The organism is Luminiphilus sp. nBUS_16 (assembly GCF_051201645.1).
In the GTDB taxonomy this organism is placed as follows: Bacteria; Pseudomonadota; Gammaproteobacteria; order Pseudomonadales; family Halieaceae; genus Luminiphilus.
Map to the genome: position 1 here is coordinate 346,539 of NZ_CP179205.1, position 14,455 is coordinate 360,993.

A 14,455-nucleotide genomic window follows, 5' to 3' on the forward strand; every position below is an offset into this window, starting at 1 on the left:
CGCATCTACCATAACAAACAAAAGTTTGACAATGACTTTACCTTGCTTGAGCAGAGCGTCACATTGAGGTCGCAGTATAAGAGATCAGTCTCGTTTAATCCGGCGTCTCTACGGGCTCATTCTTTGATTAGGTTTGTTAATGAAGGCAGCGAGGCGCATTTTGATCAAGGAGTATTCTGTGAAAATTAGTCTGGCTGGCATCATCACAATTGCGCTGATCTGCAACGTAGCCATTTCCCAGGCCAGGGAAATGGGCCACTACGCGCCCGGTGTGGTGAGTATTCGGGACCTGGCCGTGCCACCCGTACCCGGTTTTTTTTATGCCCAGTACAACGCGTACTACTCGGCGGATCGCTATGTCGATGGTGACGGTAACAAGCGCCTGAATTTTGAGTCCGAGGGCGGTGAGGTCAAGCTGGATACTGATGTGGATGTGCTGGCTATTGCACCGGTTTTTCTTTGGTCAACGGAAAAAAATATTCTGGGTGCGAACTACGCCTTTTATGTGGCGCCTAACATTGGCAAAAGCTCCGTGTCAGCGCAGCTATCGGTGTTGGATCAAGAGGGCAGCGGCGACAATGATGCCATTGGCATTGGCGATATCTTCGTCCAGCCGATTTGGTTGGGATGGCAAGGTGAGCGCTATGATGTTGCCTTAGGTGCGGGCGCTTACCTGCCCTCGGGCAAGTACGACGCGGAAGACGGCGACAGCATTGGCCTGGGATTTTGGACCGGCCAACTCCAGACTTCGGCTTACTGGTACCTAGATGAAGCGCGAGCCGCAGCTCTGGAGTTTGCTGTTACCTATGAGTTCCATGGTGAACAGGAAGATACTGACGTCACGCCTGGGGATCATGTATCTGTTGAGTACGGCTACAGCCAGTACTTGAGCCAGCGAATCGAAGTGGGCATTTCCGGTTACAGCCAGTGGCAGGTCGAGAAAGACAAGAGGCCGACGATCACCGATTTGGGCTTGGATCCCAATGCTAAGGGCGAAGTGCATGCCTTCGGTGTGGAGGCGGCTTACTGGTTTACGCCTCAATTCAACGTGTCAGTGCGTTACATCAAAGAGTATGAGGGTAGGGCGCGACTGCAGGGCGACTGGGTTGCCTTGAACTTTATCTGGACGCCTGTTCCCGTGTTCTAGCGGGTAAAATTTTGGTCACCCCCACCGACTTCCATCTATGAGTCAGTTCCCATAGTCGGATGCTTTTTCTCACGTCGCCTTCTGTTGACGATAATCCCTAGGCGTCATACCGTTCCAGCGCACAAAGGCGCGGCGAAAGCTCACGGGTTCGCTGTAGTTTAATAACGAGGCGATATCCGCAACAGTGAGTTCAGTCGCTGCGAGGTATTGACGTGCCAAAATATTTCTTACCTCATCGCATATCATGCGAAAATTATTGCCGTCATTTCTGAGACGACGTCTGAGTGTGCTCTCACTCACATGCAGTGTTCTAGCGATATGATTGATATCAGGGAATTTGCCACCAGCCTGAATTAAGATTCGCCTTACAGCAGCAGAGAAATTCTCTATCCTGTTTAGTCCGCGCAACAAATCCTCACATTGCTGTTGAAAAATCACGTGGGCCACCGGGTTAGAAGAAGTGATTTTGGCTTTAATGATACTTTTAGAGATCATTAATTCACTATGACTTTGGTTGAACTTAATGGGTACGCTAAGGGTGGCCTTGTAGGCCTGCAGGCTGCTCGCATCATCATGACTGAAGCGAAGTTCGCCCTGGTTGGTCACGCGATGAGTAAGAATTTGGGCAATCCGTATTATTTGGGAAAACGCCAATTCAGTAAGGAGTCTTTTCTGCAGTGGATTGCCTATATCAATATAGATGCGCAGAATAATATCCTCATCTGACTCCAAGGTCTGAAAGGGAAACCCTGGGCCGATAATGGATTCGTAGCGGAGTAAAAGCTTGAGTGCCTCCTGTAGGGTAGCGCAACTCATCAACGCAAAACCAAAGGTGCCCAGACTAGTTATATCGGTTCTTTGTCCGAGACGAATCATCAATGTAGGGTCATTGGTCAGAGCAGCTCCAGCCTGAAGCAGGTTAAGAATTTTAGCTCGCTCTATGGTTTGCGTTTCTTGACCTTTAAATGTGCCGAGCTCGGGCAACTCAAAAAGCTGATGTGAAGAGACGCCTTGCTCTGCCAATATCATGAGCAGCTGTTCGAATAGATGATTAAGTATCGGTTGGTAGGTCACCGCATTGGCCTAACTGTTCAAGTTTAATTTGTCTCAATCGTCTGAGATCTTACCCCAGCTGACTGAAAATATCCCCAAGACTGGCTGAAAACATCCCCATTTATCAGGCGTTGAGTTGATATCGTTTACGCAATCTAAACCAGGGGAGAGCTATGACTGCAATAAACTCAGAATCCACAATGCCGAATGATCTTGCTATTAAGGTTAGAAATATGACATTCGAGCTGGACAAGATTCTGGCGACTGATTGGGCAGATAATGATCCATTTTTAACTGCGTTTTTTAATGCCATGAGCATTAGTTTTCCATCAGGCGAGCGAAATTTTATTGACTCTGTTCGAACTTACGAAGACCGCATCACGGATCCAAAGTTAGCCAGCGAAGTAAAAGACTTTTACCAGCAAGAGGCTATACACAGCCGAGAGCATCGAAAATATAATAGGCTGCTATGCCAAAAACGAGGCTATGATTTAGCTACGCTGGAGAGGGTTTTTCTGAACCGACTTAAAAGTACAAAAAAGAGTTCACGGTTCACTCCTCGTGTCAATCTGGCTGCAACTGTGTCAGCGGAGCATTTCACTGCCACCTTTGGCCAAAATCTTCTAGAAGGGCGTTTAATAAAAAGTATGCCCCAACCTATAGCTGAGCTTTGGCAGTGGCATTCGCTTGAAGAGCTTGAGCACAAATCTGTTGCATTCGATATCTACCATCAAATTGGCGGCAGTTATGAAATGCGGGCGAGAGTGATGCGCCTTACAGTGTTCGTTCTGTTCAAAGATACGTTTTCGGTGGCCGCGAAAATGCTGCATCATGATAAGCAACTTTGGAAGTGGAAAACCTTTAAAAGTTTCTCTAAATTTTTATTTTCAAAAGACGGTTTTATCAGAGCTCATATCCCTGCCTATAAAGCGTTTTTCCAGCAAGATTTCCATCCTTGGGATATAGATAACAGATCACTCTTAAAGTCATGGCAAGACCAATACACAGCATAGGTCGATTTAGGTAAAGGAAATATAAACGCCCTGTTGAGAGTACACACCCTCGCTGATTCTTTCGATAGGGCTTGCTGATCTGGAGAAGTTGGCGCTTTTTACCCTAAAACCCTGTTCACTGTGTTGGGCATGCGATTTATTTCCGTTCAATCTCGAGCGACGGCACTCAACAGTTCATGCCATGCGGTTTTCACTCGCTTCCTTGCTGTCTGAGTGTTGTTCAGCTGGAATCCTTACCAGCGAAAAGAGGTAATGTCTCAGGTGGCGCCCTGATTGGCGGTACTAGATTGGGTGGGGCAGGTGCAGCCTGCTCCTATGTCTCTTATAAATGAATCAGTGAGAATGGTGGGCCCAGTAGGACTTGAACCTACGACCAATCGATTATGAGGATGTGGGAGATCCTAGTCAGTCCCCCGCAAGCGAAAGATTCGTAAGAGCTTTTAAAGATGCTGATTTCCGATTTGAAGAGATCCGAACCTATACCGAACCTCGGTTGAACCTAAGACCAATACCAATTCAGTAGGTCGAAGATTCATAACAAGATTTCCCAATCCAACATCGAGCTGAGGCCGAACCAACCTCGCCGATTGATCCTTGCAGGACCAAATTGAGCGTTGTGATGGAAACTTTTAGCGCGTTAGTAAAAATCATCAGAGGCAGTCTAAAAGTAAGCTGCAAACCGAGTACTGTAATGACTTCAGTCCCTCAATACCGTCATGCTTCGGCTTCGAATACCGATTGCTGCCACCAGACCCGCAGGTTGTACGTTTGCCAAACACAATAACCGCCGACGCCGAAGACCAAGGTTATTAATAACACCCATTGGTTGACGCCGATAAAAAGAAAACCCAACCCAGCCGCTAGCATTGTGCCAATCACTGCAAATACGGGGTAAAAATCAGAAGCGCTGGCAGTACCTCGACTGTTAAAAAATTCCGCATTATCGGGTTCTAAGCGCGCACGCTTCATCGTGCTATGCGCAATCCAATTCATGGTGGCAATAATAAGTGCAAAGGATATAAACCAGGCTCCGGGGTTGTCGAATTTGAGGCAATGAATGGATAAAACTTGCAGAAAACCAACCCAAAATGGCGTCACGAATTCACTCATGGTCGGCACCCAGACAAATCGTGAAACGTTCATCGCATAGATCAGCCAAATCATTAGCATACCGGCGACTAAGCTTAGAATTTGTAGCCACGTGATTAATGCCGGTAGGCTGAGTTGGTAGATCTCCGAGTCAGCTACGACAAACGACCATAGTAAATCGACAGCAAACGCCTGAATGATCCCCAGCAGGGTGAGTACGACTGCAGGCACATTGGCCTTAACTCGCTGCCTAATTGGATTCACTGCGCGCCTGCTTGCCCCGAGGTATTCATTGACGAATGACACCGATCAACTCTGCTTGAGCTTCATCAGGCATTTTAAGGGCCGGAAGTAAGGCTGTAGACAGCAAACTAAGGGCCATGAATGTTTTGTTGCGCATTACCATGTATCCAGTCTAACAAAGGGCTGTGTCAATGTAAGAGGTGACTCCACGGTAAGTGCTAGAGGCGATTTGGTGTTTTTACTGAGCGGGGATCTTCATTTTTGCGATTGACAACCGCTCGGTGGAACCCCAACAGGCACCCGCTGCAAGGAACAAGGGTTTGGCAGAGCAGTGATTGTCACTTTGCGACATATATAGAAGTGGTGGGCCCAGTAGGACTTGAACCTACGACCAATCGATTATGAGTCGACTGCTCTAACCAACTGAGCTATGGGCCCGAAAACGAAAGTTTATCAGATGTTTGGTCTTTCCTAGCAGCTGAAATTACTCAATCTGCAGCCTGATCTGGAATGCAGCGAACATTAATGACGCCCTCAATACCGCGCAGCTGTTCTAGTAGGTCAGCAGGTGGTGTGGTGTTGAGGTCAATTAAGTTATACGCAATTTCATCGCGGCTTTTGTTTAACAGATCTACGACGTTGATTTGGCTATCACCAATGGCCGCCAAAATATGGCTAAGCGTACCGGGTAGGTTGGTGTTGGTAATCGCAATACGCGAACCGGTTGTGCGCTCCAATTCCAATCTGGGGAAGTTGACCGAATTGCGAATGTTGCCGTGCTCCAAGAAAGCGCGAAGTTGATCGGCGCCCATAATGGCGCAATTTTCTTCGGCCTCCGCGGTGCTGGCTCCAATGTGGGGCATAAGAATGCAGTCTTTGCGTCCACGTAGTAGAGGGTGGGGAAAGTCAGTGATGTAGCGTCCTAAACCCTGTTTATCAAGGGCAGCAGCAACCGCCTCGGTGTCTACAATCTGCTCTCTTGCAAAGTTCAGTAGACATGCGTCAGATCTAAAGTATTTCAAAGTCTCCTGATTAATCAGGTGGTGGGTGCTTTCAATGGCAGGCACGTGAATTGAAATGTAATCGGCACGCGAAAATAGCGCCTGCATATTTTCCATGCGCTTGACGCTGCTGGGCAGCTGCCATGCCGCCTCTATAGAAATAGCGGGGTCGAAGCCGATAACGTCCATCCCTAATTCGAGGCCTAACTGAGCGACTAGGCTGCCAATGGCGCCCAAGCCTAAAACCCCTAGGGTCTTACCCTTGAGCTCTGCTCCGGCAAAGCGCTTTTTTTCCGCCTCAAGCAGCGGGCCCATCGCCTGTTCATCAAGGTCCTCTGAAAGGCTGTTAACAAAATCTATACCGCCCAAAATATCCCGAGAGGCCAACAGCAAACCTGCAGCGACAAGCTCCTTTACGGCGTTAGCATTGGCTCCAGGGGTGTTAAAAACGGGAATGCCACGCTCTGTGCAATGGCTCAAGGGGATGTTGTTAACGCCAGCACCTGCTCGGGCAATGGCAGTTACCGACGCAGAAATTTCGTCAGTCTGCAGCTTGTGGCTGCGTAGCAACATGGCATCGGCGCTGCCGATTTCACTACCTACCTCGTAGGATTGTCGGGGAAATCGCTCGAGTCCTTTGACTGAGATGGCATTAAACGTACGAATTTTAAACATGATTTTTTTCGCTGTATCGCTCGCGATGAAGGGGTTTGGGGCGGGAATGGATAGAAATATCCACGCGCGGGGCGCAGATTAACAGAAATCAGTGGTATTTATTGGATCTGACGGGATTTCGTCTCGACTTTCGTTACTGTAGAGCCTGTCAATCCGGAGAATTCATGTCCAACCCTGTCCGCCAACCGTCACAGTCAGTGCCCAATGCCGCTAATGCGTCTCGGCACAGCTTGCCTGCGTGGCTGATAGCAGATCTAAGATCTGACCACGCGGGCGAAATGGGTGCGGTCATGATTTACCGGGGTATTTTGGCCGTAAGTCGGGATGCGGCTGTCAGGGAATTTGCACAACACCATCTGGCGACCGAAGAAACACATTTGCAGCGTATTACTGCGCTGCTTCAGGAGAGCCAACACACACGGCTACTGCCTTTATGGCGCGTCATGGGTTGGTTGACTGGGGCTTTGCCGGCAATGCTGGGAGCAAACAGCGTGTTTGTGACCATTGAGGCCGTGGAAACCTTCGTTGACCACCATTATCAAGAACAGCTGAATCGAATAGATCCCGAAGGCAAATTTGCCGATATTCGGATGATCTTGGCAGACTGCCAAGCCGATGAGATCGCCCACCGTGACGAAGCTCGAGGTCTAGCAACGCAAGCGCGAGGGCCATTGCTGAGTTTATGGGCACTCGTGGTGAAAAGCGGTTCGGCGGCGGCTGTTTGGGCCGCACGCCGAGTTTAGGTTCAATCAGGCAGGTTCCCACGCCTCGGGAAGTGCAGCGTTAACCACACCACCGTCGACAGCTACCGTTTCTCCAACGACATAATCTCCAGACCTTGCAGCGAGATAAATAGCGGCCGCGGCCATATCTTCATCGGCACCAATGCGTCCACTGGGAATTCCGGGGGCAATGGCGTCGCCGTAGTCACGGGCTGCTTTGTTCATCTCAGAGGCAAAAGCGCCGGGGGCAATAGCCGTTACATTAATGTGATCGGTGATCAGACGTGCCGACAAGCGCTTGGTGAGATTAATCACAGCGGCTTTAGAGGCCTGATAGCTGTAGGTCTCCCAAGGGTTAAGGCGCAAGCCATCAATCGAGGCAATGTTGATCACTTTGCCCGGGCGCGCTGCCGTGGCGGCAGCCTTTAAGGTGGGAAATAGTGCCTGCGTCAAAAAGAACAGTGACTTCACGTTAAGGTCCATCACCTTATCCCAGCCCTTCTCTGGAAAAGCTTCGAAATCTTGACCCCAAGCGGCGCCCGCATTATTCACCAAAATATCGAGTTTAGGCTCCTTCGCGGTCATAGCTTCGGCGAGAGCACGGCAGCCATCAACGGTGGAGATGTCGGCGGGCAGTGAGTGGCAGTTGTCGCCGAGCTCAGCGGCGACTTCGTCACAAACTTCGGCTTTGCGCGATGAAATATAAACTTTAGCGCCTTGTGCAATAAAGCCTTTGGCAATCATGAGACCAATGCCTCTTGAGCCACCCGTCACCAGGGCAGTCTTGCCCTCCAGAGAAAAAAGGCTGTTTGTATCCATAAATCCGTCCTGTCGTGTCATGCATTAATAAAGAGCGCAAACCCTACCGAACACCGGCGAGGTATGCCAGCCCATTGGTCTCTGGCATGATTAAAAGGTTGCCAATGTACAAAAAGGAGACCCGTTTTTGTCTTTAGACGATGATCACCCAACCGCTGAGGAGCTCGCCGCACGCTTACAACACAGTGCCCGTTTGGCCTCAGTGGGAAAATTGGCGTCCAGTGCGGCGCATGAAATCAACCAGCCGCTCAATGTTATTCGTATGGCGGCGTTCAATGTCCGCCGAGCGATTCAAAAAGGCACGTTAGATCCTGAGTCTGCGCTGGTTAAGCTTGACCGTATTGACAGCCAAATAGCGAGAGCCGCGCGACTGGTTGGCGGCATGAAGGCGTTTTCTCCAACGACGACCGATACGCCTACCGCCATTAATCCGGCCGATGCTTTGACGACAGCGCTCGAACTGATGGCCAAGCGCTTTACCGCCGCAGACGTGGAGCTAATTCACGAAGCCCGCGCTGGTGATGAGACCGTACAGGCTGCCCCCAGTGCTTTTCAGGAGCTGGTTATTCATCTGTTGGATAACGCGATTGAGGCTTATGGTGACGCCCCAGAGCGCAACCCGCTGTTGGTAGACGAGGACGTGCCGCCACGGTGGGTGAAGGTGGTGGAGGCCGTAAATGAGCAGGAACTTATCATCACCATTGAAGACGCAGCGGGCGGGCTGGCAGCAGAGATTGCCGACCGCGCCTTTTTGCCCTTTGTCACAACGGCCCCAAATAGCAGTCACGCCGGACTGGGTTTGACGGTTTGCGCAAGCTTGGCTGCATCATTGGGTGGCGCTGTAACGCTGGATCCTACGGAATTGGGCTTAGTGGCGACCTTGCGTTTACCCCTTGCCAGCGCTATTTAATCTAATAGGTAGCCTTATAGCAGTACCATTTCGTTAGTGTTCAGCCACCGTTGACCGTTGACTGAAGGGCTGGGGGTAGCCCCAGCCGAACGTGCTAATTATTCAGCGTCAGCATGTACTTCGCTACTTCTAGCCGCATTTCCTCAGATAGATGGTTCTGCGGTGGCATGGTGGGAAAGTCGGGCCGCTTCTTCTCGGGTGCTGCAATGTACTGCGCAATCGCGCCGGCATCCTCGCCATACTGGGCTTTGATGGCCATAACTGGTGGGCCAATCATACGTACGTTGTAGGTGTGACAGCCGGCACAGATGCCTTGGTAAACCAACTTGGCACCGTTTGCATCGACGGTAATCACGCGGGGTGCGGCTGGTTCAGGCAGCATTTTCGTGCTGACTCCTCGAGTGGTTCCTGCCAGAGCCGGAGCCGAGTCTACGGCGTCCGCTGCGCGCACAGTTGGGCTGTTGCAGTCGCCCCAATCGCCAAGACCAAAGGTGCGGTAAGCCGACTTTCGGCTAACGCAGCTCTCTCTATCGGCATGAGCGGCTCCTTTGAAAGCCAAGATGTCGGGCCCAGTGGTAGAAAACTGCGTCAGCATTAACGCTTTCACTTCGGTGGCGGGATCATTGCCATTATCAAACATCACGTTATCCATAATTTGCACGCGATCTGGATTGGGATCTGAGTCGGGATCCCCTGCGACATCGGTTGCAAAGTCTTGGCTGGTCACAATGATGCCGGCGGTATTGTTACCCGTAATAATGTTGTCTTCGATAATCACGTCGTCACCGGCCAAAATCAGCATGCCGGTGCCAGAAGGTATTCCTGCTACAAGTGATCCGGGAATCGCGAAGTTTGGCGTGTTGTTATTGATGACGGTGTTGCGCCGAACAATGGCGTCGTAGGAGGTTTTAATCGGCAGTCCTGGCGTAATAAACACTAAAATACCGCCCGTATTGTTGTGGGCAATGTTGCCCTCAACCAGGGCATGGCGGCTGTTCTCAATTTCAATGCCGGCGACGTTATCAAATACCCGGTTGTTGCGAACGTCGATGTAATCACTCATGCCTACATAAATGGCGGCGTCTTCGATGCCGCTGAGCACGTTATTTTCGATCAATCCGTTTTCACCAAACTCAGGAAAGATGCCGTACACGCCGGTATCGATCACCCAGTTATTGCGTATCGAAAAGTTGTTTCCGGCTTGCCCCATAATGGCGTTGCCTTTGTAGTTCGTTATTTTGAACCACTCTACGGTAAAGCCGTTGCCCGAATACAAAATGGCATCGTTGAGTTGCTTGTCACCCTCAAGATTAGGCCATTCTCCGTCTTTCACCACGCCACGCAGGGTGATGTCGTCTTTGTCGACATAAACGGTTTCTCGGTACAGGCCGGGATGTACCTGAATAATGTCTCCCGGGCTCGCTGCCTCAACAGCGGCTTGAATCGAGTCGCCTTCACGGACATCGTGAATAGCTGCGTAGCTGTTCCCCACAGCAAAAGCGAAGAGAACGAGCAGCGCTTTGAAGCGGCGATGGGTGCGGGCCGAGTGCAAATAGATTGCTTGTGAGCGTGTCATGGCAGTGCCTTTGGTTGTTCAGGTGGTTGTTCGGGTGGTTGTTCAGACAGCTGAGCAGTGAGTGAAGAATTACTATCAGACCTATGGTGTAACGCAGTCTCGCCCTCGGGGGCAAGTCTGGCAGCACGGCCGGGGGGGAGCCCCGAAGGCAAATGCTGCGGTATTTCGGGCAAGAACGCCTGATCTGTGAGGGTCTGCAGAAAATCGACGAGGCGATCGAGCTCGTCGTCGGTGAGCTCGGGATTCCAAATATGCCAGTGCAACCTTAGGTCTTCACCCTCGGGAACTCCATGACCCCTACCGCCGGTATAAAACGCGGCGGCTTCTCGCAGCGAGTCAAAATTGCCGGCATGCATGTAGGGGGCAGTCAGTGCCACATTGCGCAAACTGGGAACTTTAAAGCCGCCCCGCTGCGTAGCATCTCCCGATGAGCCGGCGGCACCCGGATCTAGGGGACGGCCGTCACGTTCGGGTACCCCCAGTACGGCAATTTGCTGGTTGGTAAATAGGGGCGGGGTATGGCACTCCGCACAGCGCGCCACGAATGAGCGAAAAACGTTAAGTCCCTCCTTCTCCGAAGGTGAGAGCGCGTCGTGAACACCATGGGCGTAAAGATCATAGCGGCTGTTGAGGGAAATGAGGGAGCTTTCAAAGGCGACCAGTGCGGCGTAGACCTGATCGAGCGTAACTTCGTTTTCTTCAAACGCTTCTTTAAAGAGTTCCGAATACACGGTGTTGCTTTGAAGTGTTGCCAATAGCGTAGCCGGGTCATTGCCCATTTCGTTATCGGCATAGAGTGGTCCTTGCAGTTGCGCTTCTAGCGACGATTTGCTGCCGTCCCACAACAACCTCTCGAGAAAGGCGACGTTCCACAGCGAGGGTGCAGATCGCGCAATTTCAGTACCCTGCACGCCAATGCTGAGACGTCGGCCATCACTCAAGCCCAGCGCAGGGTCGTGGCAGGTTGAGCAGGCCACTTCACCGTTCTTTGACAGTAGCGGATCGAAGAACAGGTAGCGGCCGAGATCAATTTGTTGCGGGGTGAAACCGTCTCGTACTGGGGGAAGGCCCGTTTTCGGCCCGCCAACCCCTTTGCCATACAGCGAGTCGTAAGCCAAATACTGACTGTGCAGTTTGCAGTGTCCCGTTTCATCAAGCCGCAAGGCGGGTGGGCAGAAGTTCGACAACTTCGGGGCCTCGCCAGCGGTGGCAAAGTTTGCCGCTGTTAAGGCCAGCCAAATGTAGAGCACTAGGCGCATTTAGGCTTCCGGGGGCAGGGTGGCTAAATAAGCCGCAATCGATTCTAGAATGTCGGTATCGGTGATTGCCGGAGCTAACCGCACCATCTGAACACCCCATCGGTCCTCTGGGTGAGCGCCCCGCAGACCGCCGCGGAATTTTTCATACTGTGACAGCACGTACCAGTCGTTAAGCCCCGCAAGGGCGGGGGCTTCGAGGGCCACATTGCCCAAGGCATTAGAGCCGTGACAAGCGGAGCACAGGTTAAGGTGGTAATCCTTGCCCTGAGCGATGTCACCTTTAATGGTGGCGGCAGGCAAAACATTAGGCAGTGCGTCGATATAGCTGGCCAGATCAGCAATGCTGGCGTCACTGAGGCCGGCACTGCTGGCAGCCATGATCGACCCGTGGGTATCTTCAGGGTGTGCACCGCGTACCCCATCTCTAAAGTGACGGAGCTGGCGCGCAATATAAACGGAGTCAAGGGAGGTTAAGGCAGGCGCTTGCAGCGCCTCCTGCCCAATTCCCTGAGCGCCATGGCAAGAGAGGCATTGAGCGGCGTAATCACTCGCACCGGCATGTTGGGGATTGATCAGTGCATCGGATGTCTGAGCGCCATTAGTTGCGTTATATGCTGCGTCGTCGGATTTTCCGCAACCCCACAAGGTTAGGGCCACAACAATCATAGCCATCGAGCGAGTTGTTTTGTTATTCATAGGCCCTCCCCCCGGGGTCCTTGGTGACACCGACAGTGTAAGCCACTGAGGCTCAAAGGACAGCGCCTTTCAATGCCGGTAGGTAACGGCGAATAGCGGGCAGAGTTTTTCAGAGCTTACGGGCTCTCTCATGTCGTAGCGGGAAGGGGGATAAATTGGGAATGGCAGGTGCCTTGCCACTCGAGAGGTCCGATGCCCGACGCCTGCTGCACCTATAACTCCATGTGTGAAGGAACGAAAATGGGTTGGGCAAAAAAAAGCGGGCTATTAAGCCCGCTCTTAAATTTATTACTGCTGGTTCCTACGGCTCAAATTACTCGTCTAGGAAACTGCGCAGATAATCAGAACGTGTGGGGTGACGCAGCTTACGCAAGGCCTTGGCTTCGATTTGACGAATACGCTCACGGGTCACATCAAACTGCTTCCCGACTTCCTCCAAGGTATGGTCGGTGTTCATGCCAATACCAAAGCGCATGCGCAGTACCTTGGCTTCCCTAGCGGTCAGTCCTGCTAGGACATCTTGGGTCGCTTCAGTCAGGCCTTCTTCGGTGGCCGAATCGACGGGGCTGGATATGGTCACGTCTTCAATGAAGTCACCTAGGTGCGAATCTTCGTCGTCGCCAATAGGTGTCTCCATAGAAATGGGTTCTTTAGCGATTTTCAGTACCTTGCGGACTTTGTCCTCGGGCATTTCCATGCGCTCGCCCAATTCTTCTGGCGTGGGTTCACGACCCATTTCTTGCAGCATCTGCCGTGAAATACGATTGAGCTTGTTAATGGTCTCGATCATATGCACTGGGATACGGATGGTGCGGGCCTGATCAGCAATCGATCGGGTAATAGCCTGTCTAATCCACCAAGTGGCGTAGGTCGAAAACTTATAACCCCGTCGATATTCAAATTTATCGACTGCCTTCATCAAGCCAATATTGCCTTCCTGAATCAGATCGAGGAACTGCAATCCGCGGTTGGTGTACTTCTTAGCGATAGAGATAACCAAACGTAGGTTGGCTTCCACCATTTCTTTCTTGGCACGGCGAGCTCTAGCTTCGCCCATGCTCATGCGGCGATTAATTTCTTTGATTTCAGCCACACTCAAGCCGGTTGCCTGCTCGACTTCACTGATACGCCGCTGCATGCGTTGTATGTCGTCTTTATGCAGCGCGAGGCGTGCACCAATGTCTTTCTTTCTAGCGACCCGAGAAAGCCAACGGCTATCACTCTCGGAGCCTGCGAAACTCTTGATAAATTCTTTGCGATCCATCCGGCATTCGCGAACGGCAATTCGCATAATGGCCCGTTCCTGTTTGCGAATGATGTAGAGAGACTCGCGGGGCTCATCGACCAGTGGATCAAAAACGCGGGGGGTTAGCTTGAAGAACTTAAACAGCTCGCCCAATTTGTTCATTTCCGCGGTCGCAGTTTTGTGACCGTAGCCATGAGTAGCAATGGCTTTTTCAGTTTTGGTGCACTGCCGCTTTAATGCGGTAAATCGCTTCTTTGCCTCAACTGGATCTGGACCTGTCTCGACTTCAGTGTCGTCGTCGTCATCGGTAGCGTTGGCCGCGGCGGCTTCGGCGGCTTCAGCCATTTCTTGAGCTGAAGGGACGTGCTCTGCCGGATCGAGGTAACCCACTAAAATGTCTGAGAGTTTGCGCTCTTCCTTGGCCACCATGTCATAGGCGTTGCTCAGTTTTCGAGCGACACCGGGGTAGTGTGCCATCGCGGCCATAAGCTCACGAATGCCTTCTTCGATGCGCTTGGCGATAACGATTTCGCCTTCGCGGGTCAGTAATTCAACGGTACCCATTTCCCGCATGTACATGCGAACAGGGTCGGTGGTGCGTCCGGCTTCGTTTTCAACGGCGGCGAGAGCGGCAGCGGCTTCAGCGGCAGCGATCTCGTCAGCAGACCGATCGCCTTCAGTCAGAATCAACTCGTCAGCATCGGGGGCTTGCTCGAAAACCTGAATACCCATGTCGTTGATCATCTGAATGATGTCTTCGACCTGATCGGGTTCAGAAATGTCTTGAGGCAGGTGATCGTTGACTTCGGCGTAGGTGAGGTAGCCTTGCTCCTTACCCTTAGCAATCAGTGCTTTGAGGCGCGATTGCTGGTGCACTTTTTCGGACATGCGTGGAACCTGTAATTATGTGACAAAAATAAGAGCGGGATTGTAGCGCGCCAAGGCTAGTCCGACCATCAAAAAACACCGATTTACGGTTTATTACCAGCTACGGCCCCAAGTCTAG

At 51.6% G+C, this 14,455-nt stretch carries 12 protein-coding genes and 1 tRNA gene; 4 read left to right on the plus strand and 9 right to left on the minus strand.

Annotated elements, in window-relative coordinates; translation table 11 throughout:
- Positions 1 to 178: 178 nt before the first annotated feature.
- On the plus strand, positions 179 to 1,147 hold the full coding sequence (locus ACMAY6_RS01600; RefSeq protein WP_435213873.1) for a SphA family protein: 969 nt from the start codon (positions 179 to 181) through the stop codon (positions 1,145 to 1,147).
- Between the two features lie 69 nt (positions 1,148 to 1,216).
- Here ACMAY6_RS01600 and ACMAY6_RS01605 read toward each other — a convergent pair whose 3' ends face one another.
- Entirely contained in the window at positions 1,217 to 2,221 is a 1,005-nt protein-coding gene (locus ACMAY6_RS01605; protein WP_435213875.1) for an AraC family transcriptional regulator ligand-binding domain-containing protein, read from the minus strand.
- 152 nt (positions 2,222 to 2,373) lie between these two features.
- Between ACMAY6_RS01605 and ACMAY6_RS01610 the strand changes: the two genes are divergently transcribed.
- Complete coding sequence (locus ACMAY6_RS01610; RefSeq protein WP_435213877.1) at positions 2,374 to 3,213, plus strand: metal-dependent hydrolase; 840 nt, start codon at positions 2,374 to 2,376, stop codon at positions 3,211 to 3,213.
- Positions 3,214 to 3,927: 714 nt separating this feature from the next.
- On the opposite strand, the gene ACMAY6_RS01615 is transcribed toward ACMAY6_RS01610, so the two are convergent.
- The 3 genes from ACMAY6_RS01615 to ACMAY6_RS01625 all read right to left on the minus strand — a co-directional run bounded on the left by ACMAY6_RS01615 (position 3,928) and on the right by ACMAY6_RS01625 (position 6,221).
- Positions 3,928 to 4,566, minus strand: coding sequence for a hypothetical protein (locus ACMAY6_RS01615; protein WP_435213879.1), 639 nt, complete (start codon positions 4,564 to 4,566; stop codon positions 3,928 to 3,930).
- A gap of 340 nt (positions 4,567 to 4,906) precedes the next feature.
- Positions 4,907 to 4,983 (minus strand) — tRNA-Ile (locus ACMAY6_RS01620).
- Between the two features lie 50 nt (positions 4,984 to 5,033).
- Positions 5,034 to 6,221, minus strand: a complete 1,188-nt coding sequence (locus tag ACMAY6_RS01625) for a phosphoglycerate dehydrogenase (protein WP_435213881.1) — start codon at positions 6,219 to 6,221, stop codon at positions 5,034 to 5,036.
- Positions 6,222 to 6,385: 164 nt separating this feature from the next.
- Between ACMAY6_RS01625 and ACMAY6_RS01630 the strand changes: the two genes are divergently transcribed.
- Positions 6,386 to 6,964 carry a demethoxyubiquinone hydroxylase family protein gene (locus ACMAY6_RS01630; protein WP_435213883.1) on the plus strand — a complete coding sequence of 193 codons (579 nt, stop codon included), beginning with the start codon at positions 6,386 to 6,388 and terminating at the stop codon, positions 6,962 to 6,964.
- 6 nt (positions 6,965 to 6,970) lie between these two features.
- Here the strand turns inward: ACMAY6_RS01630 and ACMAY6_RS01635 are convergent, their stop codons facing one another.
- Complete coding sequence (locus ACMAY6_RS01635; RefSeq protein WP_435213885.1) at positions 6,971 to 7,762, minus strand: SDR family NAD(P)-dependent oxidoreductase; 792 nt, start codon at positions 7,760 to 7,762, stop codon at positions 6,971 to 6,973.
- Between the two features lie 127 nt (positions 7,763 to 7,889).
- Between ACMAY6_RS01635 and ACMAY6_RS01640 the strand changes: the two genes are divergently transcribed.
- The gene (locus ACMAY6_RS01640; RefSeq protein WP_435213887.1) at positions 7,890 to 8,672 is read left to right on the plus strand and encodes a sensor histidine kinase; all 783 of its coding nucleotides are present in this window, start codon (positions 7,890 to 7,892) and stop codon (positions 8,670 to 8,672) included.
- Positions 8,673 to 8,766: 94 nt separating this feature from the next.
- Here the strand turns inward: ACMAY6_RS01640 and ACMAY6_RS01645 are convergent, their stop codons facing one another.
- The 4 genes from ACMAY6_RS01645 to rpoD form a co-directional block, all read right to left on the minus strand.
- Positions 8,767 to 10,248: a parallel beta-helix domain-containing protein gene (locus ACMAY6_RS01645; protein ID WP_435213889.1), complete on the minus strand. Its 1,482-nt coding sequence runs from the start codon at positions 10,246 to 10,248 to the stop codon at positions 8,767 to 8,769.
- Complete coding sequence (locus tag ACMAY6_RS01650; RefSeq protein WP_435213890.1) at positions 10,245 to 11,507, minus strand: cytochrome-c peroxidase; 1,263 nt, start codon at positions 11,505 to 11,507, stop codon at positions 10,245 to 10,247. The genes ACMAY6_RS01645 and ACMAY6_RS01650 overlap by 4 nt, the downstream gene beginning before the upstream one ends.
- A complete protein-coding gene (locus ACMAY6_RS01655; RefSeq protein WP_435213892.1) occupies positions 11,508 to 12,203 on the minus strand; it encodes a c-type cytochrome in 696 nt (231 codons plus the stop codon). It lies immediately after the preceding gene.
- 313 nt (positions 12,204 to 12,516) lie between these two features.
- Complete coding sequence (gene rpoD, locus ACMAY6_RS01660; protein ID WP_435213894.1) at positions 12,517 to 14,337, minus strand: RNA polymerase sigma factor RpoD; 1,821 nt, start codon at positions 14,335 to 14,337, stop codon at positions 12,517 to 12,519.
- Positions 14,338 to 14,455 lie beyond the last annotated feature (118 nt).

What these genes read in the sequence shown, in the direction of transcription:
- ACMAY6_RS01610 (WP_435213877.1), top strand. Translation starts at nt 2,374, where the DNA reads ATGACTGCAATAAACTCAGAATCCACAATGCCGAATGATCTTGCTATT.
- ACMAY6_RS01625 (WP_435213881.1), bottom strand. Translation starts at nt 6,221, where the DNA reads ATGTTTAAAATTCGTACGTTTAATGCCATCTCAGTCAAAGGACTCGAG.
- ACMAY6_RS01630 (WP_435213883.1), top strand. Translation starts at nt 6,386, where the DNA reads ATGTCCAACCCTGTCCGCCAACCGTCACAGTCAGTGCCCAATGCCGCT.
- ACMAY6_RS01635 (WP_435213885.1), bottom strand. Translation starts at nt 7,762, where the DNA reads ATGGATACAAACAGCCTTTTTTCTCTGGAGGGCAAGACTGCCCTGGTG.
- ACMAY6_RS01645 (WP_435213889.1), bottom strand. Translation starts at nt 10,248, where the DNA reads ATGACACGCTCACAAGCAATCTATTTGCACTCGGCCCGCACCCATCGC.
- ACMAY6_RS01650 (WP_435213890.1), bottom strand. Translation starts at nt 11,507, where the DNA reads ATGCGCCTAGTGCTCTACATTTGGCTGGCCTTAACAGCGGCAAACTTT.
- ACMAY6_RS01655 (WP_435213892.1), bottom strand. Translation starts at nt 12,203, where the DNA reads ATGAATAACAAAACAACTCGCTCGATGGCTATGATTGTTGTGGCCCTA.
- rpoD (WP_435213894.1), bottom strand. Translation starts at nt 14,337, where the DNA reads ATGTCCGAAAAAGTGCACCAGCAATCGCGCCTCAAAGCACTGATTGCT.